Source organism: Halosolutus sp. YCN4 (assembly GCF_059736495.1).
The window spans coordinates 433,546-456,118 of sequence record NZ_JCASSM010000004.1 but is presented as its reverse complement, the minus strand read 5'-3'; the positions used below and the strand labels follow the sequence as shown (position 1 = coordinate 456,118).

Here is a 22,573-nt window from a genome sequence, read left to right as displayed (position 1 = left end):
TATAATCGACGCCGGATCAGTTACGGCAATGGACCGCAGGGGCCGCTTCGCACCCGTTACTGGCGGGAGACGACTGATTCTCGCTCTCGGCGTGCTGTACCTCCTACTCGCTGTGGGCTGGGCGGTCGCACCGATGCCCCCGGAGATGTCCCTGTCGAACAGCCTCATCGTCGCCGGCTTCATCGGCGGGTCCGGACTCGTCCTCTTCGTCGGCGGCTACCGACTGCCCCGCACCGACATCCACCCGAAATTCTATCCCGTCATCGCCAGGTGGTGTCTCCTCGGCATCGGGGCGATGCTCGCCATTCTCGGGCTCTACGACTTCCAGCCCGGACCGGGCCTCTCGAACCCTGTCCGATCGGTCCTCATCCTCACCGGGTTCAGCGCCGTCGCCGGATACGGTGTTGGGTGGTACGCCTCGCAGGCGAAGACGAACGCCTATCGAGCCGAACGGCAAAACCAGTTGCTGGAACGCACGCAACGGCAACTCGAAGAGTCGAACGAACGCCTCGAGCAGTTCGCCTACGCCGCCTCGCACGACCTGCAAGAGCCGCTCCGGATGGTGTCGAGTTACGTGCAACTTATCGAGCGGCGGTACGGCGACGACCTCGACGACGACGGCGAGGAGTTCATCGAGTACGCCATCGACGGAACGGAGCGAATGAAAGAGATGATCGACGGCCTGCTCGAGTACTCGCGCGTGGATACGCAGGGTGAACCGTTCGAACCCGTCGATCTCGACGCGGTGCTCGCGGACGTGCGCCAGGATCTCGAACTCCGGATCGAGGAGACCGACGCGACGATCGAAACCGACGGGTTGCCCCGCGTTCAGGGCGACGAGAGACAGTTGCGCCAGCTGTTCCAGAACCTCCTCTCGAACGCGATCGAGTACAGCGGGGACGACCCCCCGCGGATCGACGTCTCCGCCGAACGGGAGACCGACGAGTGGATCGTTTCGGTGCGCGATCGCGGCATCGGAATCGATCCGGCGGATCAGGAACGCATCTTCGAGGTCTTCCAGCGTCTCCACACCCAGGAAGAGCACTCGGGGACGGGGATCGGACTCGCGATCTGCAAGCGGATCGTCGAGCGCCACGGCGGCGAGATCTGGATCGACTCGGAGCCGGGGGAGGGGACGACGTTCGCGTTCACGCTCCCGGCAGTGACCGCCGAAACGGCTCCCCGCCCGACGTCGAGCGATCCGATATCGACCTGACCGTCGTCCCGTCGTCGCACCGATCGTCACGGGAGCACGTACTGGAGGTCGGGGCTCAGGACGCCGAGGGTGAGCCCCGAGACGAGCAACGACAGGCCGGCCAGAACCAGCAGGCTCTGAACCCAGTCGCGGGCGGAGCCGTCGCGACCCACGCCCCGGAGCCGCCGGTGGATCGCATCCGCCTTCGTCCCGATCGGGTCCGGGAACGTCGCCAGGACCTCGAACGGCTCCGCCGGATCCAGCGCGCCGACGAGCAGTGCGAACCCGAGGAAGACGACGAACCCGATCGGTGGGACGACTGCGAGCGCGATCCAGGGGTTCGCGATCGCCGTCGAGAGGGCGACGATGGGGGCAGCCGAGAAGGCCGTCGCCAGCGCCACCCGCCCGAGGCGCGCGTCCGCGAGGGGGTCGAAGCCGACGAGGCGCGCGGTCCAGCAGTGAAAGACGAACATCGATCCGTACCCCACGCTGGTCGCGATGGCCGCACCGTGCATCCCGTAGCGCGGGATCAGCGCGACGTTAAGCACGACGTTGATAACGGCCGCGCTGCCGGTGGCCAGGATCGGGTACCGGAGAGCGCCGTTCCCCTGCGAGACCGCGAGGATCGGCCGCGCGAGCGCGAAGCCGAGCGCGCCCGGGAGCAACAGCAGGAGGGGTTCGATCGCCGGGACGGCCTCCTCGCCGAAGTAGATCGGGACGGCGACGTCCGCCAGGGCCGCGAGTCCGACCGCCATGACGGCCGTCAGCAGGAACGTGTACCGCGTCGTCCGCGAGGCCAGTTTCGAAATCTCGCGGTGGCGGTTCTGCGACCACAGTTCCGACGTGGAGTGGACGAACACCGTCTGGATCGCCAGCGGGACGAACCAGAGGAACTCGGCGAGCGTGAGCGCCGCCCGGTAGTTCCCGACGGCCGAACTCTCGCTGAAGCGCTGGAGCATCACGATGTCGATGTGGTACAGCGACATCAGCAGGAAGACGAGCGCGATGTTCAGCGAGTTGAACGTGAGCATCTTCCGTCGCGGAAACCGGTTCGACGGGCGGGTGAACACGCACGACAGCGAGATCCGGCGGTGGACGAGCGCCAGTCCGGCGGCCGTCACGAGCAGGCTCGCGACCAGGTGACCCGCGAGCGCGCCCACGACGCCGACCCCGGCGTAGGTCAACGGGATCGCGATCGCGACGAAGCCGAGTTTGTCGAGGATCTTCAGCGGCTCCGAGTACCGCTCGAGCCCGAAGCCCATGAGCGTCTTCCGCGCGTAGTCGCGAAACTGCGCCGAGATCACGAGCACGGCGAGGACGTAGAAGTACGGGGCCAGATCGGGTCCGAACGCGCGGGCGACGAGCCCGGACCGGGTCGCGAGGACGAGCACGAGCGCGCCGACGGCGGCGAGAAGAACCGCCAGCCGGAAGTAGAAGCCGACGACGTGTTCGCTCCAGTTCGCCTCGCCGCGATCCTCGGCGAGGAACTTCCGGACGCCGTCCGTGATCCCGGAACTGACGAAGATCATGTAGATCGCGAACACGGAGAGCAAGAACGCGTACTCGCCGAACGCCGATGCACCGAGAAATCGGTACAGGAGCGGCGTGGAGAGCGTCGTCACGACGAGCACGACGACCTTCGCGCTGACGACCGAGACCACGCCGCTCGCGATACTCCTGTTCACGGCATCACCCCGGATCGATCGACCGACCGACGAGGCGTTCTCCACGCCGACGCTCGTTCGGCATCCGACGTACTCACGGTTACCGGAAGGTGGGCGACGGCGTGGCGTTATTATACGGGGGTTAAACGACCAGGGACGGCGAATCGGTGCCGCGATGGCTCGGACTCTGCGGGAGGGAGGGCCGAAACGTCGATTCGGGGCGCCGGCGACGCGGTTCCGTCACTCGTAGGTGTTCTCCCAGACGACGACGCCGCTCGCACCGAGGTCGCGGATCCCGTCGACGAGGCGGTTCTTCTTGAAGGCCGGGTTCTCCGACGACGAATAGAGGCAGACGGCCTCGTGACCACCCGACGATTCGAGGTCCGAGTCGCGAACGACCGCGTTGCTCCCGGTGTCGATATACGGGTACTGGTTGGCACGGAGGGTACTCTTGTAGACCGTGAGATCGGACGCCGTGTTGACGATCGCGTTCCGGTCGACGCCGTCGCGTCCGTTCTGCGTGACCTCGATGTGACTGAAGCGACAGCCGTCCCGTTCGCAGCGGATGCCGTCGCGGAAGCCGCTCTCGTCGCCCGCCCGCCCGGTGATCGTGAGGTTCTCGGCGAGCACCTGCTCGGTTCGATCGCTGTTCCGGATCCAGAGCGGATAGCCGCCCGCCGTCTCGTGCGTGATCTCCGTGTCGACGATCGTCGTCTCGCCGGCCTCGGGGGAGACGACGATCCCGTGGTTCACGTCCGCCCCCTCGAGTTGCAGGCGCGTGTTCTCGATCCGCGCGCTCTCGCAGGTGTTCATCACCGAGATCGCGTGGCTGGTCGGTTTCGGGGACGTCACCTCGATCGCGGCCCCGTGGACCGTGATGTTCCGGCCGTTCTCCATCCGAATCCCGCGCTGGGATCGGTCCTGCGAGCGCGTATGGTCGACCTCGACCGTCGGCCAGCGGACCTCGCTCCCGCGCCCGCCGACACGGATGTTCGCGCCGTTGCTGTTCCGGTAGAGGCCGCCGTGGACGATAATCTCCCCGTCGCCGCCGGCCGCGTAGAGCCCGTTGTTCGGGAACGCGCCGAGCCAGCACCGCCGGAACTCGAGGGTTCCCGCGTTCTGGTTGGCCTCGATCCCGATCGGTCCTCGCCAGCGATTCCCGTCGTTCGGCGTGTTCTCGACCCACTCGCCGCCGTCCGGCGCGCGGAACCGTTCGACGATCCCCCAGCCGTCGGAGTCGGTGACGTTGAACATCCCCGGCCCCCAGGTGCCGCTGTCGTGCTGGCCCTGAATCGTCACGTCACGCACTTCGAGCCGATCGGAGACGTAGGCCTCGATCGTCCGAATCCCGGTGTCGGGTGCCGTCTGATCGACGTCGAACCCTTCGAACCGGAGCTGTCGACCGGGACTGTAGGAGACGCCGAGACGGAACAGCCGGTACTGCGGGCCGTCGAACGCGTAGTAGTCGGCCGGCACCAGCGTCGCGCCGTCACCGACGAAGCCGACGTTCTCGAACCCCGTAAACCGGAACTGTTCGTCCATGAAGTACCGCCCCTCGGGAAAGACGAACAGCGTGTCGTCGGCGCGTTCGGCCTCGAGCACGGGCGTGATCGATTCGTTCCCGGTATCGTCCGCCCCGGCCTCGACGACGTCGACGACGTTGGCGTAGTCGTCGTAGTAGTGCGCGTACGGATCCGACGTCGACGCGCTCGCAGTCGTCGACAGTCCGATGCCGGCCGTACCCGCAGCCGTGAGTCCCTGCAAGAAGGTTCGTCGCGATCGCTCCGAAACAGTCGGTTTTTCCACAGTCTGTGAAACAGTCGTATCCTCTGCAATCGATCGATCGCCATCCAGACGATCCGACCGAGAACGAGGAACGTCCCCACGATTCGAATTCCGCATATCACTTCGGTCCGACATTGATAGCCACTCTGCAGTGGGAATGTAGGGGTCCAGTAACTATGGATTCGGATAGCAAGCTTTTAAGTTCGGCTCCGGCCGTCGATCGCGACGTCGACCGGTATCGTCACGCCGCTGGCAGGCGTTTAATACCCACCTAAGCGGGGAATCCGCGCCACGGCCAGCCCCGCTTCGACGAGCCAGGATCGGTTCCGGCGGCCGGGTCACCGAGTCGCCGATCGGGGATTATCCGACCTCGTCGGGCGAGTGTTCGTGCTCGATCGTCGCGGCGATCAGCTCCGAGACGGCGCGGCGAAGCCGCTGGGAGACCGCCGAATCCGAAATCTCGAGCCGATCGGCGAGGTCGTCCTGGGTGATCTCCCGCGGAATCTCGTAGTAGCCGGCGTAGTACGCCATCGTGAGGATGTCGCGCTGGCGTTCGGTCAGGAAGTAGGTCCGGTCGTCGGATACCGACGAGTCGTACAGCTGGGTCATGCGAAACGAGATACCCTGGTCGCGACAGCACGACTGGAACGCGGTCAGCGCGTCGCGGTTCGGGAGGTGGACCCGGGCGATCCACCCTTTCTGACCGCTCGTGACGGAAAAGACGAACACCCCGTGCTCGGCGCACTGGTGGGGGACGATCTCGAGGTCCGTCTCGACCACGACGCGATAGATCGTCCGGTTCTCGAAGGTGGCGACCCGGGTGCTGTCGGCGACGGTGGGGTCGGCCGCGATCGCGTCCTCGATGGTCCCGTACTCGTCGCTGAAGGCGGACACGAAGTGCAATCGTCGCCCGTCGACCGTCGTCCCGTACTCGTATCTGAACGTCACGCCGGGACAGCGCTCGATCGTCGGCCCCAGCGGCAGTTCGTCGTGGACGAGGTGAACTTCTGCAATAAATCCCATTGAGAGATCGATGTCGTACCCGATCGTCCGGCCCTCCGGCCCTTACTTATAGCGCGAGTAACGACGGTTGCACCGACTCGAACGGACCGGTATCGGATCGGCTCGGACGGTCTGCCGTACCGATTCGCCGTCACACCCGCCGGGTGTTCGCGGTCGGGTCGGGAACGGTGCCAGCGATCCGTCTCAGTTCAGGTAGCCGAGATCGGCCAGTCGGTCGGTCACGTCGGCGTCAGGTTCCGAACGGTCGCCGTCGGTGTCGCCGTCGTACGCCGGATAGGAGGTCGGTTCGATCGGGTCGACGACCGGGACGACGCTCCCGTCCATGCGATCGCTGTAGGGAACGCCCATCGCGGCCATCACCGTCGGCGCGACGTCGAAGATGTGTGCTCGATCGATCGCGGCGTCCTCGTCGATGCCCTCGCCCGCCGCCACGAAGACGCCGTCGAGTTTGTGATTCCACGGTTCGGCCGGCCCGAAGTAGTCGCCGGGGCCGACCTGTTCGGTGAGCACGTGCTCGAAGTCGGCGGGGATCGTGACGACGTCGACCGTGTCCTCGACGGCCGCCCCGTGGAAGTACCGCTCTCGCGGCGCGACCGTCTCGAAGAACGGATCGCCGTCGGGCGTTTCGACGCCCTGGAGGACCCGGATCAGTTCCTCGCGGAGTTCCTCATACTCATCGGACGGCACGACGCCCGCCGGATCCCGCCCCTCGAGGTTGATCCGGACCCCGAGTTCGGTCCGTGCACGCACGTAGGCTTTCGACTCGGCGAAGTCGACCTGCTCGTTCGCCGTTCTCGAGATGCCGCCCGGCGCGTACTCGATCGCGAGGTCGGCCAACCCGACCCGTTCGAGGGCGGCCCTGATCCGGCTGGCGGTGACGCCGAACCGGGCGGCGATGGAGGCCGCTCGGGCGGCCGCTCCGGGCTCCCAGCTGTCACACTCCTCGCCCTCGCGGAGCCGTCTGCGCATCGGCGTCCACGACGGCATGCCCTTTCCGCCCGTCGTCGTCTCGAGGTAGCCCTCGTCGCGGAGGAACTCGTTGATCCGGAATTCGTAGCCGTCGTAGGGCCCCATCCCGTGATCGCTCACGAGGAAGACTCGGTCCGGGTCACAGGCCTCGAGCGTCGCCGCGATCTGTTCGTCTGCCGCCTCGTAGACGCGATCGACGTGTTGCTCCGCACCATCGAACTCGTGGAAGACCGTGTCGGTCTTCTGGAACTGCAGGAAGCCGAAGTCCGGGTCGTACTCGTCGACGAGGTAGCGAAACGCCTCGCCGCGCATCCGGATCAGGCGCCGGTACTCCTCGATCTTCGCGACGTCCGACAGCGAGTCGTCGTCGCGGGTGTAGCCCGGGTAGACGCGGTAGTCGCCGATCGCGTCGCGAACCTCCTCCAGCAGGCCGTCGGGGTGACAGGGCGGATCCTCGGGCCCGAGAAAGCCCGGGATCACGGCCCCGTCGAACGCGTCCGGCGGGTGGGTGACCGGCGCGTTGACGACGACGCTCGTCCGATCGTGGCGGTCGAGCAGGGTCCACAGCGGGTGTTCGCGGACGTCCTCGTTGCTCGTCACGTGCCAGTCGTAGCCGTCGTAGCCGACGAAGCCGATCGCGCCGTGTTTCCCTGGGTTGACCCCGGTGTAGATCGACGGCCAGGCGCTGGGCGTCCACGGCGGAATCTGGGACTCGAGCGGCGCGGTCACGCCCTCCGAACAGAGTCGTTCGATGGTCGGGATCCGATCCTCGTCGAACAGTCGCTCGAAGACGGGTACACAGCCCGCGTCGATCCCGACGAGCAACGTCTCCAGGCCGGTCGATTCGGTCGCGGTACTCCTCGATACGTCGTCGTCTCGTCGGAACGTCCGGGTCATCGGTGCAGTGGAAGGTGGTCGGTACCAGTCGATACGTTCGGCCGCTGCCGACGGTACCGCGGCAGCGGTATCGTTCGATACAACACGGGTAACTACCCCGTTCGAGGTAGCTGGAACACTTCATTATCGGTTCGTTAAACGCTTCTACCGCCTGAAAACGTGGTTCGCGATACCGGGCGATCGATCGTCGAGGAGCCCGATCGCCGCCCGAAATCGGCCCCGGAGTGACGGGGCGTCGCGGCGGGCGACGTCACGAGGCCGCGTCGATCGCGTCCTCGAGCACCTCGACGGCGATCGCTTCGAGTTGCTCGGCCCGGTCTTCGGTCCGGGCCTCGGCCGTGATCCGCACGACGGGTTCGGTCCCGCTCGCACGCAGGAGGATCCACCCCTCGTCGAGATCGGCGTAGACGCCGTCGAGCGTCTCGACGTCCTCGTACCGATCCTGGACGCGATCGCAGACCCGATCCACGACGGCCTCCCTGTCCGCGACCTCGATCGACCTGCGGCGGATGGGGTAGGTTTCGACGCTCGCGACGAGGTCCGAGAGCGGCCCCCGTTCGGCGACGAGTCCGACGAGTTTGCAGGCGGCGAGCGGCCCGTCCGGGCACAGCGTCTCCTCGGGCCAGATCCACGCCCCGCTCGGTTCGCCGCCGAAGACGACGTCCGGGTCCGTGGTTCGCTCCGCGACGAAGACGTCCCCGACCTGCGTTCGCCGCACCGACGCGCCGACCTCGGCCAGCGCGTCGTCGACGGCCATGCTCGTGTCGACCGGCGCAGCGACGGCGTCGCCGTCGGTCGCGGCCTCGCGCGCAAAGAGCGCGAGTAGCACGTCTTTCGGGACGAACGTCCCCGTCTCGTCGACCGCGAGCATCCGATCGGCGTCGCCGTCGTGGCCGATACCCAGTTGCGCGTCCGTCGATTCGACGAGCGAGGAGAGGTCGGAGAGCGTCTCCGCGGTCGGTTCGCTCGGCCGGCCCGGAAAGCTCCCGTCTCGCTGTCCGTTCAGCGTGACGACGTCGCAGCCGACGTCGGCGAGGACGCGGGCGGTGATCCCGCCGGTCCCGTTCCCGACGTCGACGACGACGCTCGGCGGGTCGTCGATCGAGACGGCCTCCCGCAGTGCCGACGCGTGGCGATCGATCGCGTCCGCGAACGGTTCGATCGAGCCCTGACCGTCCCACGGCTGGAGGTCGAAATCCTCCCGGTCGACGCGCCGGGCGATCGCCTCGCGCTGGTCGGGATCGAACGCTTTGCCGGAGGCGGACCAGAGTTTGAGTCCGTTGTCCGGCGCGGGGTTGTGCGAGGCCGTGACGACGACGCCCGCGTCGGCGTCCGCCCACGAAACGGCTCTCGCGATCGTCGGCGTCGGGGCGACCCCGGCCTCGAGGACGTCCGCGCCGCACTCCCGGAGGCCGGCCGTCAGCGCGTCCACCAGGACCTCGCCGCTCGATCGCACGTCCCGCCCGACGACGACCCGATCGTAGCCGTCGGACGCGACCGCACGCCCCACGTCGAGCGCGAGGGCGGCCGTTACCTCGTCCCCAACAGTGCCACGGATGCCGCTCGTTCCGAACATACCCTCACCCAGTCCGGAGTCCCGGATTACTATGCCGTCGCTAACCGGGGTCACCTGCAGGTTACGGAGAATCGAGGATGCACCCCGAAGAGACGAGGGGGCTACGGAGACTCGAGACGACCGTCTACGGCTCCATACGGACTGCTGTAGTCAATTACCGCCGATCATCGGAACGGGGTCGGCGATCGGCGGCAAATAGTTACAGCAATCCGTATCAGTCGGGCGGCGGTCACCGATCGCTCGTCACGACGTCGCCGGGGGCGGTCGTCGCTCCCGGCGAGAGCCGTACGCCGGCGTTGAGACTCGTGTTGATCCCCGTCTTGACGCCGTCGCCGAGGACGACGCCGAACTTCCGGCGGCCGGTCGAGACGCGGTCCCCCGAGACGGTCATCTCGACCGGATCGTCGTCGTGGCGCAGGTTCGCGACCGTCGTGCCCGCGCCGAAGTTGACGTCCCGACCGAGGAGGCTGTCCCCGACGTAGGACAGGTGGCCGACGGTGGCCCCGGCCATCAGCACGCTGTTTTTCACCTCGACGCCGTGGCCGACCTTCGCGTCCTCGCCGACGAGGGTCGCCCCGCGGACGTAGGCGTTCGGCCCCACGGTCGCACCCGATCGGATCAGGGCCGGTCCCTCGACGACGACTCCCGATCGGACCGTCGCCTCCTCCTCGACGACGACCGGACCGTCGATCACGGCGTCGTCGCTGACGTCCCCGCGAAGCGCCGGTTCCAGGTCGCCCAGTTTCCACTCGTTCGCCTCGAGCAGTTCCCACGGCCGCCCCACGTCGAGCCAGCGATCGAGTTCCACGTGGCCGACGTCGGCGTCGGCCAGCACCCGCGCGAGGACGTCCGTGAGTTCGTACTCGCCGCGCTCGCTCAGCGGGACGTCGAGACAGTCGAGCGCCCCCGCCGGGAAGACGTAGACCCCCGCGTTCGCGAGGTTTCCGGGCGGCTCCGCGGGCTTCTCGACGATTCCCTCGACGGTGCCGTCGGACACCTCCAGAATCCCGTAGTTCGACGGCTCGTCGACGCGAACCGAGCCGACGGCCGGCCCCGCGTCGAACAGCGCCGCGAGCGACTCCCGATCGAACAGGACGTCCCCGTTGAGCACCGCGAACGGTTCGTCCGCGAGACACTCGCTCGCCGCGCGCAGAGCGCCCCCGGTCCCGTCCTGCTCGTCCTGGGTGGCGTACCGGATCGGGACGCCCCCGTACCGATCGCCGAAGTAGTCGCGGACGACCTCGCCCTCGTAGCCGACGACGAGGACGATTTCGTCCGACCCGGCCTCGATCGCCGCGTCGACGGTGTGTGCGACCAGCGGCCGTCCGGCGACGGGCAACATCGGCTTGGGGATCGATTCGGAGAGCGGACGCATGCGCGTTCCCTGTCCTGCCGCGAGAACGACGGTTTGCATGCTCGACCGGTCGGCCCCGATCGGGTTTCCTTATACGGGCAATAAAAGCGGTAGCCGTCGGTCTCCCGCTGGGACGAGGGGACGATCGAGCGCCGTCGTCCGATTCGCGATCGGACCGTCAGTCGTCGCTCTCGGCGGCCGAGGTGGTCTCGTCGTCCGCCAGTTGCGATTCGTCGACGGGCGTCGCCGCGCTATCCACGCTGACGCCCTCCCAGTCGTGATCGGCGTGGTAGCCCTCGCGCTCTTTCGCGCTCGGGGCGACGCGGATGAACTCGGCCCCGTCGCGGGCCTCCGTGATCGTGTGGCCGCCGCAGTAGGAGAGTCCGGACTGGATCCCGGCACAGAACTCCGCGACGACGTCGGCGACCGGCCCCTTGTACGGCGTCAGCGCCTCGACGCCCTCGTCCGCGCGGACGTTGTTCGCCTTGTCGTCGCGCTTCTCGGCGGCGGTCGTCGTCGCCATCCCGCGCGATCGCTTGTAGAGCGCTCCGTCGACCTCGACCACCGCGCTCGGCGCTTCCTCCGTGCCGGCGAAGAGGCTCCCGAGCATCACGGTGTCCGCGCCCGCCATCAGCGCCTTCACGGCGTCGCCGGAGGTGCGGATGCCCCCGTCCGCACAGATCGTGACGTTCAGATCCTCGGCCGCGTCCGCGCAGTCGTCGACGGCCGTCAGTTGCGGGACGCCGACGCCGGCGACTTTCCGGGTGGTACAGTGCGACCCGGGGCCGATACCGACTTTCACGCAGTCGGCACCGGCGGCCGCGAGGTCCTCGACGCCCGCGGGAGTGGCGACGTTGCCGGTGACGAGATCGGGTTCCGGGAACTCGGCCCGGAGCGTCTCGACGGCGTCGATCGTCCGTTCGAGGTGGCCGTGAGCCACGTCGACAACCAGGACGTCGACGCCGGCCTCGACCAGACCGGCGCTGCGGTCGACGTAGTCCTCGTTGATCCCCACGGCGGCGCCGACCCGTTCGTCGGCCCCGGTCACCCGCGCGACCTGATCGGCCTGCTCTTCGGGCGTGAGAAAGCGGTGCAGGACGCCGAGTCCGCCAGCACGCGAGAGTTCGATCGCCAGTTCGGCTTCCGTAACGGTGTCCATCGCGGCAGAGACGAGCGGCGTCTCAAGGTCGATCGACGGCGTCAGCGGCGCGGAGAGGTCGACGTTGCTCCGGCTATCGACCGGCGATCGGTTCGGGACGAGGAGCACGTCCCCGTAGCTCAGCCCGGTGCGAAGATCGTTCATAGCCCCTCACCCCTAGGGGGTCCGGGCGAATACGTGTTCCGGCGCCTATCGATCGCCGCGAGTCGTTCGGGCTGCCTTCGGAACGAAACCGATCGAATGCGAAGACGTACCGCGGGGTCGATCCCCGTCAGGCGGGGTCGATCCATCCGAGCGTGTCCGCGCGCGTGAACTCCTCGTCCTCGTCGCGCTCGATTTCGACCACTTCCCCGGCGACGGGTGCCGGCACGTCGACGCTGACTTTCTCCACCTGGATCTCACAGAGCGTCTCGCCCTCGTCGACCTGCCGACCTTCCCTCGCGAACCAGTTGACGACGACGCCTTCCTCCTCCTCGACGTCGTCGGGCCAGACGTCGGCCGCCTCGATCGGCACCCGGTCTTCGGTTCCGCTCATGGTTACTCCTGGGTGCGACGGACGGCGGCTTCGATGTCCTCGACGCCCGGGATGACCTCGTCTTCCATCGGCCGGGCGTACGGAAGCGGGACGTCCGGGACGGCGACCCGCTCGACCGCCTCGAGGTCGGCTAGGCGTTCCTCGGCCGCGCTCGCGACGATCTCGCCGGTCACCCCGAACGATCGGTAGTCCTCGTCGACGACGACCAGTCGCCCCGTCTCGCCGATCGATTCGAGGATCGTCTCGGTGTCCAGCGGAACGAGCGTCCGGAGGTCGATCACCTCGGCGTCGATCCCGTCCTCGGCGAGGGTCTCGGCTGCCTCGAGCGCCCGGTGGACGTGGAGGCCGAGCGTGACGACGGTGACGTCGCTCCCCTCGCGCTTGACGTCGGCGCTGCCGAAGGGGATGGTGTACGACTCGTCCGGAACCGGCGTCTTGGGGCCGTCAGGGGCGGGCATCCACCCGATCCCCATCAGGCGCTTGTGGAACATGTAGACGACGGGATCGTCGTCGCGGATGGCGTTGTGCATCAGCCCCTTCGCGTCGTAGGCGGTGGAGGGGACGACGACCTTCATCCCCGGGAGGTGGGCGAAGGTGCCGTACAGCGTCTGGGAGTGCTGGGCGGCGTCGTTGTAGGTGCCGCCGACGGCGGTCGTCAGCACCATCGGCACGGAGACGTTCCCGCCGCTCATGTACGTGTTCTTCGCCATCTGGTTGTAGATCTGGTCCATCGCGACGCCGAAGAAGTCGACGAACATCAGTTCGGCGATCGGCCGCATTCCGGCCTGGGCCGCGCCGACGGCGGCCCCGAGGTAGGCCGTCTCGCTGATCGGGACGTCCATCACCCGATCGTAGCCGAACTCCTCGCGAAGCCCCTCCGTGCTGTCGAAGATGCCGCCGTAGTCGGCGACGTCTTCGCCCATGTAGAACACTCCGTCGTCCTCGCGCATCTCGTGGGCGATCGCCTCGACCATCGCGCGACTCATCGTCAGTTCCCGTTCGATCGCCTGCGGTTCTTGCTGTGCCATCAGTCGTCACCCCCTGATTCCGCCAGTTCGTGAGTCGGTTCGTCGGTCGTCACGCCCGAGGGCGGGTTGACGAAGACGTCCTCGTAGGCGTCTTCCGGTTCCGGTTCCGGCTGGTCTTTGGCCCACTCGATCGCCTCGTCGACGCGGTCGTGGGCCCGCTCGCGGATCGCCTCGATATCGTCGTCCGGAACGTCCGCCGCCCGCAGATCGGCCGCGAGTCGCTCGATCGAGTCTCGCTCCTGTGCGGCTTCCGCGTCCGCGTCCGGGCGGTAGCTCTCCGGATCGCCCATGAAGTGTCCCATCCGGCGGTGGACCTGAACCTCCATCAGGGTCGGGCCGTTGTCCGCCCGCGCGCGGCCGATCGCGTCCTTCGCGGCGTCGTACACCGCCGTCGCGTCGTCGTAGTCGACGCGAACGCCCGGCATGTCGAAGCCGTCCGCGCGCCGGGACCCGTCCTCGACGTCGGTGATCCGGTCTTTGGGCATGCTGATCGCCCAGTCGTTGTCCTCGATCACGAAGACGACCGGCAGTTCCTGGACGGCCGCCAGGTTGAGCGACTCGAGGAACGCCCCCTGGCTGATCGCGCCCTCCCCGAGGACGGCGACGGCGACGCTGTCCTCGTTTCGCTTCTTCGCCGCGAGTCCGGCCCCGACCGCCGGCGGACAGCCCTCGGCGATGATGCCGCTACAGGCGAAGTTGACGTCCGGATCGAACAGGTGCATGTGGCCCCCCTTTCCCCCGCCCAGTCCGGTTTCCCGGCCGAAAATCTCGGCGGTCATCCGCTTCAGGTCGACACCCTTGGCGATCGCGACGTGGTGTGGCCGGTGCGGGGCCGTCACCGTATCGTCGTCGCGAAGGTGTCGACAGACGCCCGCGGCGGCGGCCTCGTGTCCCGCCGCGAGGTGGAGTTCGCCGGGAATCGGTCCGGCCGAGATGTCGAACGCCGGTTGTTTCCCCTCCAGGTACTCCTCCTGGAGGCGCTCCTCGTAGTACCGAGCCGTGACCATGTCCTCGAACATGGCCTGTAATTCGCTAGCGGCTACCATGGAATCCGCGGAGGTCTACACCGACCACCTACTTGAGCGTATCCGAGGTTCGCACTCCGCAAATCGGACTCCCCGTCGACCGCGTTCGCGGCCCGAACACCGGCGATCGCTCCCGGACTATCGATCGGCCCCACGCACGTCCGATGCGGGGCTCACAGGTCCAGTTCCATCTCGTGTTCCCCGCGATTGCGTGCCGTCGTCTCGAAGCCGGCCGATCGGTAGAGGTTCATCGCGATCCGATTGTTTCGATCGACGGTCAGCCAGACGTGGGTCAGCCCGTTGTCCTGGCCGTGTCTGAGCAGGCCCCGGATGAGATGGGTACCGATTCCCGCCGACTGGTACGCCGGCCGGACGAAAATCGCCAGTTCGGCCGTCCCGTCGTACGGCACCAGGACGGCGTGCCCGACCACGTCGTCCCCGTGTCGCGCGACGGTGTTCAGCCCGTCCTCGAGGAGGCCGTCGATCCACTCCCCTGTCCGGGACTCGTCCCTCGGCGGCAACCCCTGCGATCGCGAGTCGTCGTCGAAGTGCCCGTACATCTCCACCAGCGGCGCGGGGCCGCCATCGTACTCGCTAATCGTGATGGTTCGCCCCTCCCGATCGGTGACCGTCGTCGGTGGACGCGGGAACTGGGACGGGTAGTCGGACGTGGTCGCCATGTCCGGTACTCGGGGCCGCCCCTCCCTAAGCGTAGCCCGGATTCCCGATCGCTGGGAGCGATGGTCGACGACCCCCGACGACGCCCACCCTCGACCACGTCGTCCTCCGACGACGACGTCTCTCGAGATCCGTCGGTTCTCCGACCACTACTATGAGGTATCTCTCCGATGTTAGTACGGTCACAGGGATGGGGTTCCGCATCACGTCGATTCGATCGCGGGCTACGCGTTGCGACAGCTGGGTCGCCGCTCTCGGTCCGATCGTCGGCGTCCTGTTCGTCGGCGGATTCGTCGCGTATCTCCTGACCGAGTGGCCGCGAATCGCGACCGACCCGGCGTTCTTCCAGCACACGGGCTGGTACGTCCTCCGGGGCGGCGTCCCGTACGTCGACGTCTGGGACGTGAACCCGCCGGTTCCGTTCGCCATCACGGCCGCGCTCGCCGCCGTTTCGGGCGGGGACATGCTCGTCCTGCACGGCCTGAGCGTGGCGCTCACGGTGTTGGTCGCCGCCGCGAGCGTCATGCTCGTCGGGTGGGTGGCGTACCTCGTGACCGGGCGGAACGCGGCCGCGATCGCCGCCGGCCTCACGATGCTCGTCGTTCCGGAACTCTTCGTGCTCCCGTTGCTGGGAGTCCGATCGCAGTTCTATTCGCTGTTCTTCGGGACGCTGGCGCTCGCGCTGGCTTTTCGCGATCGGCCGTTCCTCGCGGGGGCCGCGGCGGCGCTGAGCGCCGGGTCGTGGCAGGCGGGAGCGGTCTTCGCGCCGTTAGTCGTCGGAATCGCCTTCCAGCGAGCCGGCGGGAAAGACGCGCTCAGGGTGATCGCGGGCGGCGGCGTCGTGACCGGTGCGGTCGTCGTCGCGTTCGCGGCCGCGGGGGCGCTCGTTCCGATGATCGTCCAGACGATCGTCGCGCCGCTGGTTGCGGGATCGTCGTCTACCCTGGCCGAGAGCGTTTACTCGATCCTGCTGGTGTTCGGCTACGGATCCGTACTCCTCCCGGTGGCGCTGTTCGGCTGGATCTACGCCGCCGTTCGCGACCTGCGGCGGCTGTGGTGGGTCCCGACGGGCGGGTTGGTCCTCGGCCTCCAGGTGCTGTTCGTCGATATGGACGGCGCGACGGACACGTTTCTCTGGCTCGCGTTCGTCGCGATCGGCGTGGCCATCGCCGTCGATCCCCTGCTCACGCACGCGTATCGATCAGTGACTGCGGTGACCGATCGTCGACCGACCGCCGCGATCCGACCGAACCGCCGTCTGCTGTCGGTCGTCGCGGTCGTCGCCGTCGCCGGGCTCCTCATCTTTTCCGGGCTCGTCTGGAACACCGCCTCGCCGTCCGTGAAGTCGACGCTCGCGTCGATGGAGCAGGAGGCCGAACCGGAGGGAGAGACACCGTCGGTAACGCCTGGCGACGCGGACGTGCCGTCGATGCGGACCATCTACTGGGAGCAACTCGAACCCGAGACCTGCCACTACCGGTTGAGCTGGAACGAAGTGCGGTGGATCGCGATGACCGACGATCGGCTGGACAGGCGGCAGTGCGACGGGTGGCCGACTCGTCTCGATCGCGCCAGTGGAGACCGATCGGTCGGCGATCCCGGTCACGGATAGATTTAGCCGCGTCTACCGTGTATTCATCAGTGTTCGAAGCCTGACGGTGACTGATCGACGCTCGGGTACGGCCGCGACGGGCAGTTGAGCGGTGAATCGACACCGCCGATCGGGACGCGATCGACGAGCACATCGTATTCCAGTGTCTTCTCGGAGGCGTTGTCCAACGCGTCGAGGATGGCACGTCGATGTTCGTTCGCTACTGCCGACAGAATCGTATCGGGGGAGATCGGTCTCTCACGCTCCGAGGAACCGGAAACCGCATCAATTGACTGGATATTACGTGTCCCCAGCCTTCGACTCTCATCCATACTCACCTGTAGTAGACGTTAGAAATAATTGCTCACTTTTGGAACGGAGAGTTGATCAAGTGCGGTATCGATCGCCGTTGTCAACTCGCCAAGTGAGTCGAAGAACCGGTTGCTGAGAGCCGTTTGTAACTGCCTCCAGCACTCTTCGACCGGATTGAGTTCCGGTGAATACACCGGGAGCGTGACGAAGGCGAGGTCGTCACGGGCCGCCAGGTCCGTGACGGCCGACGCCTGAAAGTACGATGCTCCATCTAACACAACGACCAAGTCATTTCAAACTCTTGTTATAATGCGAGAATGAAATGTTTTGCGTGATCGGCGGTAACGTACTCTTCAAATCGAGAGAAAAAGCGATCACCGTCCTCGGTGATCGCGCCCAAGAGACACGTCCATTCACGTTGTCCGGATAATTCGACAGACGGCCGCGTGCCGCGAGGAAACCATGCGGCACGCGGCTCGACTTGCACAGATTTCTTGGTTTGATCGATGCAGACTACCGTGGCATCCATTTTCCGCCGCTTTTTTTGAGATTCTCACGGAACGCTTCTTGCTCATCAGCATCAGATTCGGCGGCTGTGCGGCGAGGTTTTTGATAGCTCAATCCCGCTTCGTTAAGCAACCGCCGACAACTCGGGATTGAGTACTCGACATCGTAGGTCTCGTCAAGATATTGCTGGACGAGCGCCGGCGTCCATGCCGGCGCGTCAACGCCAACTTCTTCGGGAGATTCGTGGACCATTTCTTCGAATTCTTGTTGCTCTTGTCCTGAAAGCTTTCGATTTCTCCCAGATCGATGAGCATCAGTAACAGCCTGCTCAAGCGACTCGTCGGTGTCGAGTCGCTTGAGCCAACTGTAGATCGTTCGCCGCTGAACGTCGTACCACTCAGCTAGTTCAGTTTGTGTAAGACCGTTTTTGTACGCAATTGCGGCTAAGAGCCGTTGTGTCGGCTTCTTTCCTTCCACATTGTCGAGGGCAGTTTGTAGTTCCTCGACAGAGATCTCGTCGAGATGATCCACTACACTCAACAACAGCATCTGAGCAAATAGTTCTAACGGTTACTATAGAAGTATGGCCGAGTTTCCAGACGAACGATAGCTCGTACTACGGGCGCGTTCCCAGTTGGACCAGTGGACGAAGAGTGCCCGGAGAGAAGCGTACGCTGGACTGTTCGAAGGTGACGAGCCTGTGCTCCCCCCTGAAGAGGTACAACTCCTCGATGCGCTCGACTCGGAACTGGAGCGACAGGGCGGCGATGGTGTCTGGGGAACCGATCAGTACGGAATCCACACAGCGGGGACCTCGAGTTCGGATACCTCACTTGGCGTCGTCTGTGTCTATTATCCACAGATCACCAAAGATTCCGTCCTCCGTGGAGCCGACGACCTCGACGACGAGACCGAAGAGCGACTCAACGCAGCACTCTGGCAATACAGCGAGCGCGTCGCGACACTCATCGAAGCAAAACTCGACGAATTCGTTCGTCAAACACAGAGTTAAGTCCCGGCCAGAGCCACGTTCGGGTGATCGTACGCATCTATCTTACTTCAGCGAGGGAATCCCGCCATCGACAGTGCGGAGGATATCACACGTTGGCGACGGACTCGTTCACGAACGCAAATTCTATCTGCTTCGTTGTTTCCAAGTCGTCGGCGGTTCCAAGGTTACGTGTATCACCGAGAGCAGTTGGCACGTTCGGGGACACTACTGGCCAAACGTATAACTCCTCAAGTATATCAACAGAGCTACAATTAATGAGTGTACCATCCAGCAACGGTTACTCGTTTGTTTGTAGATATCTATCCGATTACCCGCCAAGCCACCAGCCATAGAGCTGTGCCTGTTCGTCAGTGTCTGAATGCTTCTTTGACTGGCCGTAGGTCTTCCCCTTGAGCAGCTGGCGTTCGACCGCGTTCGCGGCAAGTCGAAGGGCGTGAGAGGCACCGTATCCCTCCCCATCAGCCGTGAAGTAGCCCCGATCGGTGACCAGTCGAATTCGTGCGAGCACGAGTGGTACTCCTCGGGATTGTTCCTTGTGCTCCTGCAGTTCGATGCTGGCCTTGATCACGGTCATCTCACCGTACTTCGAGGTCATGCTCTCGATCAGCGCGGAAACGTCGTCGTAGTCCATTTCGTCGATCAGGTCAAGCCCGAACACCTGCACGGCGTTCTGGTCATCGCGCTCCCAGGTGAGCGCCTCGATGACGTCCGTCTTCGTGACGATACCGACCGGATTGTCGGTGTCGTCTGCCGTGACGACGAGCGAGGAGATCTCCCGCTCGAACATCGTCTCGACGACCTCGTCGAGCGGTGCGCTTCGCTCGACCGTCGCGGCTGCGTCGGACATCAGGTTCCGTACCGGCAGGTCGAGCATCCGGTCGGCATCGCCCTCTCGCGCGCCGAACCCGCCACGGTTCTGCCCCCCGCCACCGCGGCCACCGAAGCCGCTCGACGAACCGCCCTGACTCTTGCTGCCGCCCCGCGTCGTGAAGTCGATGACGTCGTACAGGCTCAGCATTCCCGCGAGGTCGTCCCCGTCGACGACCGGGAGGTGGGCGATACCGGCCTCTCGAAGCATATTGAGCGCTTTCCCGATCGTGGTTTCAGGGGTCGCGCTAATCAGTTTCGCCGTGTACGCGTCATCGACAGTCGCCGCGTCGAGAAACGAACGGACGGCCTCGAGAACGGCGTCCCCTGTCACCACACCGACGACACGAGCGTCGTCGAGCACGGGGAGCGTTTTGGCGTCGCTGCCGATCATGAGCCGCGCGACCTCGCGAACGTCCTCGGTGCGGTCGACCGTCGGGACGTGCTGTGCCTGTGAGCCGACCTTCGCCGAGGGCTGGTTGGACGAGGAGGCCAGCTGTCGACGACTGACGACACCGCGGTACTCGTCGCCGTCTGTGACGATGACGGCATCGAGGTCCTGGTTCTCGAACGCCCCGGCGACCTTCGAGAGCGGTGTGCCGATGTCGAACTCGGTGAATTCCGTCGAGAGAATCTCAGAGATATCCATGGGGTAACTCTCTAGCGAGAGGGGTCCTGGACGGTTATACCTGTGCCACCTATTCTCACAGGCGGAGGGATATCGAGCGCTGAGTATTCAGGGGTGAACGTAGATGACGGAGACGGTTGCAATTAGTCGGCGATCGGTTGGGTGTTCTCCCGGGCGAACAGATCGAGTACGATTTTCGCTCCCCCGAGGACCACGGGGCCGATGAACAGGCCAATCGCTCCAAACACGACGAGTCCGCCGAAAATGCCCACCACGATGGTCGCCGCATTGATCGCCCCGCTCCGGCCGATGATTACTGGCCGAAGGTAGACGTCGGAGACGCTAATTATCGAACCGTACACCAGTATCGCGCTCGCTGCCACGGGCCGTCCGAGCAGAAGAAGATAGGTCGAAACCGGCACCCAGACACCGAACGTGCCGATTAGCGGGAGCAGCGTGAGGACGAAGGTCGCGACGGTCAGGAAGACGACCCCGGGCATTCCAACGAGTGCGAGTCCGATTCCCAACAGCACGGCCTGGATGCCCGCGACAGCGACGTTACCCACGACGGAGGCCCACATGAGGTGGTCGAGTTCTACGAACAGTTCTCGCTGTACACGATCGTCGACGGGGACGACCGATTCTAGCCACGCGACGAACCGGTCGCCATCGCGTAACAGTGCAAAGAGGACGAAACCTGTCACGGTGAGCCCAATCAGCACGCCCGGGAGGCCGCCGATGACGGAGAGTGTGCCAGTGGCGAGTCGTTGCGCGGTCTGCGCGATCGGGCCTTGATAGGTCGCGTACAACAGGTCGAGGTCGACGACGAATCCGATAGTTTCGAGTCGGTCCTGGATGCGGTCCGTGCTGAATGCCCCCTCCTGGATTGCGGTGAGGAGCGCTAGGCCCTGCTGAAATGCAATCGCGAGGACGTATACAACTGGAATGAAAAATACGACTATCGACATCGCGATAGTGGCGACCGCTGCTGTCGCCGAGCTCAGCCATTGCTCGAGTCTCCGTTGGACGGGTGTGAGAACGTATGCGAGCACGATCGCGAGCAAGACGTATTGCAAATATGCGAAGACGAGCAGTACGGCGAGCGCCGTGCTTACCACTGCGAAGATCGTCAGTGCATTCCAGTTCGAAGACCGCTGTGGCAGCCCGCTCTTCTTAGCCATGTACTCCTTTAAACGCCCTTTTTTATGAGTTCCGTGCCCGTGTCCCCGCTGTTTCTGTACGTGAAGGGGCCAGGCTGATCTCTCGATGATGGGTCTGATATTTCCGGATGGACATGCCTAGATTTGAGATACTATGTAAATGACATGAACAACATAGTGAATTAGGAGTTGGCGGAAAGTCAAGAATTACGATCCCAAACTGACCACACTGAGTCGCATCGGCTCGGTGAATGGATCTACTCTTCATCACTTGTCGAGAAATATCAATATATCCGATAAGTACTGGATTTGAAAATAGAGTTACTCATCTACAATCACACCCGCTTTTCACTCGTGGACGACATGCAGTTTGACCAGCGTCAGGAGATCTCGTTCCAATTCACCACCAACAAACTGGACGTTCCCCGTTTCAGCCTCGTAGTCGATTATCCGAGCCTCCTCCAGTTTTGGAAGATGAGTATGGTGAAGTGCGATTCGGACGCGTTGTTGGTGTTCGTCTGCCTCCCGTCTCGGGTCTTCGTTCCGAACCCGGTCTACAACGCGATCGGCGAGCACATCGTATTCCAGTGTCTTCTCGGGGGCGTTGTCCAACGCGTCGAGGATGGCACGTCGATGTTCGTTCGCTACTGCCGACAGAATCGTATCGGGGGAGATCGGTCTCTCACGCTCCGAGGAACCGGAAACCGCATCAATTGACTGGATATCACGTGTCCCCAGCCTTCGACTCTCATCCATACTCACCTAGCGTAGGCCCAACTGCCTGGCTCTGTCCCATGGTGTATAATGGAAGTAGTCAGTCCGTTTCCGCTGCTGACTGGGGCGTGAGAAGTGCGTACCTCCCGAACGTACCAATAGCACGACGCAGTCGCTCCGTCACTGCCTGATCGGAAATCCCGAGCTCGCCAGCTAACTCCGCGGTCGTACAGCCGCGTGGAATGTCGTAGTATCCCATTCGGACGGCAAGCGTCAGCGCTTCTCGTTGGGGCTCACTCAAGCCGTACCACGGACCAGCATCGGGGTCCGTTGGATTGTATATACGGATTATTTTCAGGGTGATGTGCGCGTCCTCACAACAGTCCTGGCACTGACTCAATGCCTCGCGGTCTGAGAAACGTATCTCGAAATTCCACCCTTCCGGTGATCCAGTAGCACTCAGTATTTGCCCATCGTGTTCCAAGATGCACTGAAAAAGGTGATCCTGACTCGCATCCCAGTCGATTCTGAACAGCGTCCGGTCTTCGAACACGTCAACCTCCGTGACGCTGTTGACCGTTGGATAGCGTTCGACGGTCTCGAGAAAGCCGTTTCCGACCGGTTCGTAGACCCAAAAGAGCGGCACGGTAGCGTCCCCACTCGGGACGAGCGTTTCGAGTTCGATGGTCGACGCATCCTCTAGACTGAGAATTTGTCCGAGTTCAAAATCATCGGATGGGATGCGAATCTCCGTTATCACACTCATACTAACTTGTGAGACTAGATCGGTCGGTCGTACAAAAGGAGATGACATGGTGTATCATGGACGATCGGTTGCCAAACGTACTCCCCGCTCGCAGCGCACACTATCCCAGCCATCAACGGTGCATTAGC

At 64.7% G+C, this 22,573-nt stretch carries 18 protein-coding genes and 2 pseudogenes; 3 read left to right on the top strand and 17 right to left on the bottom strand.

Translation table 11 applies throughout. The annotated features are described in order from the left end of the window. The first annotated feature begins 28 nt into the window (after window positions 1-28). Window positions 29-1,216, top strand: coding sequence for an ATP-binding protein (locus tag AC6I6X_RS16955; RefSeq protein WP_497931704.1), 1,188 nt, complete (start codon window positions 29-31; stop codon window positions 1,214-1,216). 26 nt (window positions 1,217-1,242) lie between these two features. On the opposite strand, the gene AC6I6X_RS16950 is transcribed toward AC6I6X_RS16955, so the two are convergent. From AC6I6X_RS16950 to AC6I6X_RS16900, 11 genes are all read right to left on the bottom strand, one after another. Further along, window positions 1,243-2,880 (bottom strand): flippase, encoded by a 1,638-nt coding sequence (locus AC6I6X_RS16950; RefSeq protein WP_497931703.1) that lies wholly within the window; start codon window positions 2,878-2,880, stop codon window positions 1,243-1,245. Window positions 2,881-3,099: 219 nt separating this feature from the next. Next, on the bottom strand, window positions 3,100-4,761 hold the full coding sequence (locus tag AC6I6X_RS16945) for a right-handed parallel beta-helix repeat-containing protein (protein WP_497931702.1): 1,662 nt from the start codon (window positions 4,759-4,761) through the stop codon (window positions 3,100-3,102). Window positions 4,762-5,004: 243 nt separating this feature from the next. Next, entirely contained in the window at window positions 5,005-5,667 is a 663-nt protein-coding gene (locus AC6I6X_RS16940) for a helix-turn-helix domain-containing protein (RefSeq protein ID WP_497931701.1), read from the bottom strand. A 183-nt stretch (window positions 5,668-5,850) separates the two neighbouring features. After that, a complete protein-coding gene (locus AC6I6X_RS16935; protein WP_497931700.1) occupies window positions 5,851-7,533 on the bottom strand; it encodes an alkaline phosphatase family protein in 1,683 nt (560 codons plus the stop codon). A 250-nt stretch (window positions 7,534-7,783) separates the two neighbouring features. Further along, a complete protein-coding gene (gene glmM, locus AC6I6X_RS16930; protein ID WP_497931699.1) occupies window positions 7,784-9,109 on the bottom strand; it encodes a phosphoglucosamine mutase in 1,326 nt (441 codons plus the stop codon). A 229-nt stretch (window positions 9,110-9,338) separates the two neighbouring features. Next, the gene (gene glmU / locus AC6I6X_RS16925) at window positions 9,339-10,523 is read right to left on the bottom strand and encodes a bifunctional sugar-1-phosphate nucleotidylyltransferase/acetyltransferase (protein ID WP_497931698.1); all 1,185 of its coding nucleotides are present in this window, start codon (window positions 10,521-10,523) and stop codon (window positions 9,339-9,341) included. Between the two features lie 118 nt (window positions 10,524-10,641). Further along, window positions 10,642-11,766: a guanosine monophosphate reductase gene (locus AC6I6X_RS16920; protein WP_497931697.1), complete on the bottom strand. Its 1,125-nt coding sequence runs from the start codon at window positions 11,764-11,766 to the stop codon at window positions 10,642-10,644. Window positions 11,767-11,893: 127 nt separating this feature from the next. Then, on the bottom strand, window positions 11,894-12,157 hold the full coding sequence (locus AC6I6X_RS16915) for a lipoyl domain-containing protein (RefSeq protein ID WP_497931696.1): 264 nt from the start codon (window positions 12,155-12,157) through the stop codon (window positions 11,894-11,896). Between the two features lie 2 nt (window positions 12,158-12,159). Further along, window positions 12,160-13,185 carry an alpha-ketoacid dehydrogenase subunit beta gene (locus AC6I6X_RS16910; protein ID WP_497931695.1) on the bottom strand — a complete coding sequence of 342 codons (1,026 nt, stop codon included), beginning with the start codon at window positions 13,183-13,185 and terminating at the stop codon, window positions 12,160-12,162. Continuing rightward, the gene (locus tag AC6I6X_RS16905; RefSeq protein ID WP_497931873.1) at window positions 13,185-14,204 is read right to left on the bottom strand and encodes a thiamine pyrophosphate-dependent dehydrogenase E1 component subunit alpha; all 1,020 of its coding nucleotides are present in this window, start codon (window positions 14,202-14,204) and stop codon (window positions 13,185-13,187) included. Before AC6I6X_RS16905 ends, AC6I6X_RS16910 begins: the two co-directional genes overlap by 1 nt. A 179-nt stretch (window positions 14,205-14,383) precedes the next feature. Continuing rightward, entirely contained in the window at window positions 14,384-14,890 is a 507-nt protein-coding gene (locus AC6I6X_RS16900) for a GNAT family N-acetyltransferase (RefSeq protein ID WP_497931694.1), read from the bottom strand. Window positions 14,891-15,078: 188 nt separating this feature from the next. Here AC6I6X_RS16900 and AC6I6X_RS16895 point away from each other — a divergent pair, with 188 nt between their 5' ends. After that, window positions 15,079-16,500, top strand: coding sequence for a DolP-mannose mannosyltransferase (locus tag AC6I6X_RS16895; RefSeq protein ID WP_497931693.1), 1,422 nt, complete (start codon window positions 15,079-15,081; stop codon window positions 16,498-16,500). A gap of 26 nt (window positions 16,501-16,526) precedes the next feature. On the opposite strand, the gene AC6I6X_RS16890 is transcribed toward AC6I6X_RS16895, so the two are convergent. Then, the gene (locus AC6I6X_RS16890) at window positions 16,527-16,811 is read right to left on the bottom strand and encodes a hypothetical protein (RefSeq protein WP_497931692.1); all 285 of its coding nucleotides are present in this window, start codon (window positions 16,809-16,811) and stop codon (window positions 16,527-16,529) included. Window positions 16,812-16,829: 18 nt separating this feature from the next. Continuing rightward, a pseudogene (locus tag AC6I6X_RS16885) lies at window positions 16,830-17,829 on the bottom strand (IS630 family transposase). Between the two features lie 52 nt (window positions 17,830-17,881). Between AC6I6X_RS16885 and AC6I6X_RS16880 the strand changes: the two are divergent. Continuing rightward, window positions 17,882-18,310 (top strand): annotated as a pseudogene (locus AC6I6X_RS16880) (DUF7539 family protein). A 307-nt stretch (window positions 18,311-18,617) separates the two neighbouring features. Here the strand turns inward: AC6I6X_RS16880 and AC6I6X_RS16875 are convergent. From AC6I6X_RS16875 to AC6I6X_RS16860, 4 genes are all read right to left on the bottom strand, one after another. Next, window positions 18,618-19,826 carry a CBS domain-containing protein gene (locus AC6I6X_RS16875; protein ID WP_497931691.1) on the bottom strand — a complete coding sequence of 403 codons (1,209 nt, stop codon included), beginning with the start codon at window positions 19,824-19,826 and terminating at the stop codon, window positions 18,618-18,620. 122 nt (window positions 19,827-19,948) lie between these two features. Further along, window positions 19,949-20,986 carry an AI-2E family transporter gene (locus tag AC6I6X_RS16870; protein WP_497931690.1) on the bottom strand — a complete coding sequence of 346 codons (1,038 nt, stop codon included), beginning with the start codon at window positions 20,984-20,986 and terminating at the stop codon, window positions 19,949-19,951. Between the two features lie 327 nt (window positions 20,987-21,313). After that, complete coding sequence (locus AC6I6X_RS16865; protein WP_497931689.1) at window positions 21,314-21,721, bottom strand: DUF7344 domain-containing protein; 408 nt, start codon at window positions 21,719-21,721, stop codon at window positions 21,314-21,316. Window positions 21,722-21,779: 58 nt separating this feature from the next. Continuing rightward, window positions 21,780-22,445, bottom strand: a complete 666-nt coding sequence (locus AC6I6X_RS16860) for a helix-turn-helix domain-containing protein (RefSeq protein ID WP_497931688.1) — start codon at window positions 22,443-22,445, stop codon at window positions 21,780-21,782. Window positions 22,446-22,573 lie beyond the last annotated feature (128 nt).

Bases quoted from the DNA above. Each gene is read 5' to 3' on its own strand.
- AC6I6X_RS16955 (WP_497931704.1), top strand. From the start codon at position 29: ATGGACCGCAGGGGCCGCTTCGCACCCGTTACTGGCGGGAGACGACTG.
- AC6I6X_RS16945 (WP_497931702.1), bottom strand. From the start codon at position 4,761: ATGCGGAATTCGAATCGTGGGGACGTTCCTCGTTCTCGGTCGGATCGT.
- AC6I6X_RS16940 (WP_497931701.1), bottom strand. From the start codon at position 5,667: ATGGGATTTATTGCAGAAGTTCACCTCGTCCACGACGAACTGCCGCTG.
- AC6I6X_RS16935 (WP_497931700.1), bottom strand. From the start codon at position 7,533: ATGACCCGGACGTTCCGACGAGACGACGACGTATCGAGGAGTACCGCG.
- glmM (WP_497931699.1), bottom strand. From the start codon at position 9,109: ATGTTCGGAACGAGCGGCATCCGTGGCACTGTTGGGGACGAGGTAACG.
- glmU (WP_497931698.1), bottom strand. From the start codon at position 10,523: ATGCAAACCGTCGTTCTCGCGGCAGGACAGGGAACGCGCATGCGTCCG.
- AC6I6X_RS16920 (WP_497931697.1), bottom strand. From the start codon at position 11,766: ATGAACGATCTTCGCACCGGGCTGAGCTACGGGGACGTGCTCCTCGTC.
- AC6I6X_RS16915 (WP_497931696.1), bottom strand. From the start codon at position 12,157: ATGAGCGGAACCGAAGACCGGGTGCCGATCGAGGCGGCCGACGTCTGG.
- AC6I6X_RS16910 (WP_497931695.1), bottom strand. From the start codon at position 13,185: ATGGCACAGCAAGAACCGCAGGCGATCGAACGGGAACTGACGATGAGT.
- AC6I6X_RS16905 (WP_497931873.1), bottom strand. From the start codon at position 14,204: ATGTTCGAGGACATGGTCACGGCTCGGTACTACGAGGAGCGCCTCCAG.
- AC6I6X_RS16900 (WP_497931694.1), bottom strand. From the start codon at position 14,890: ATGGCGACCACGTCCGACTACCCGTCCCAGTTCCCGCGTCCACCGACG.
- AC6I6X_RS16895 (WP_497931693.1), top strand. From the start codon at position 15,079: ATGGGGTTCCGCATCACGTCGATTCGATCGCGGGCTACGCGTTGCGAC.
- AC6I6X_RS16890 (WP_497931692.1), bottom strand. From the start codon at position 16,811: ATGGATGAGAGTCGAAGGCTGGGGACACGTAATATCCAGTCAATTGAT.
- AC6I6X_RS16875 (WP_497931691.1), bottom strand. From the start codon at position 19,826: ATGGATATCTCTGAGATTCTCTCGACGGAATTCACCGAGTTCGACATC.
- AC6I6X_RS16870 (WP_497931690.1), bottom strand. From the start codon at position 20,986: ATGGCTAAGAAGAGCGGGCTGCCACAGCGGTCTTCGAACTGGAATGCA.
- AC6I6X_RS16865 (WP_497931689.1), bottom strand. From the start codon at position 21,721: ATGGATGAGAGTCGAAGGCTGGGGACACGTGATATCCAGTCAATTGAT.
- AC6I6X_RS16860 (WP_497931688.1), bottom strand. From the start codon at position 22,445: ATGAGTGTGATAACGGAGATTCGCATCCCATCCGATGATTTTGAACTC.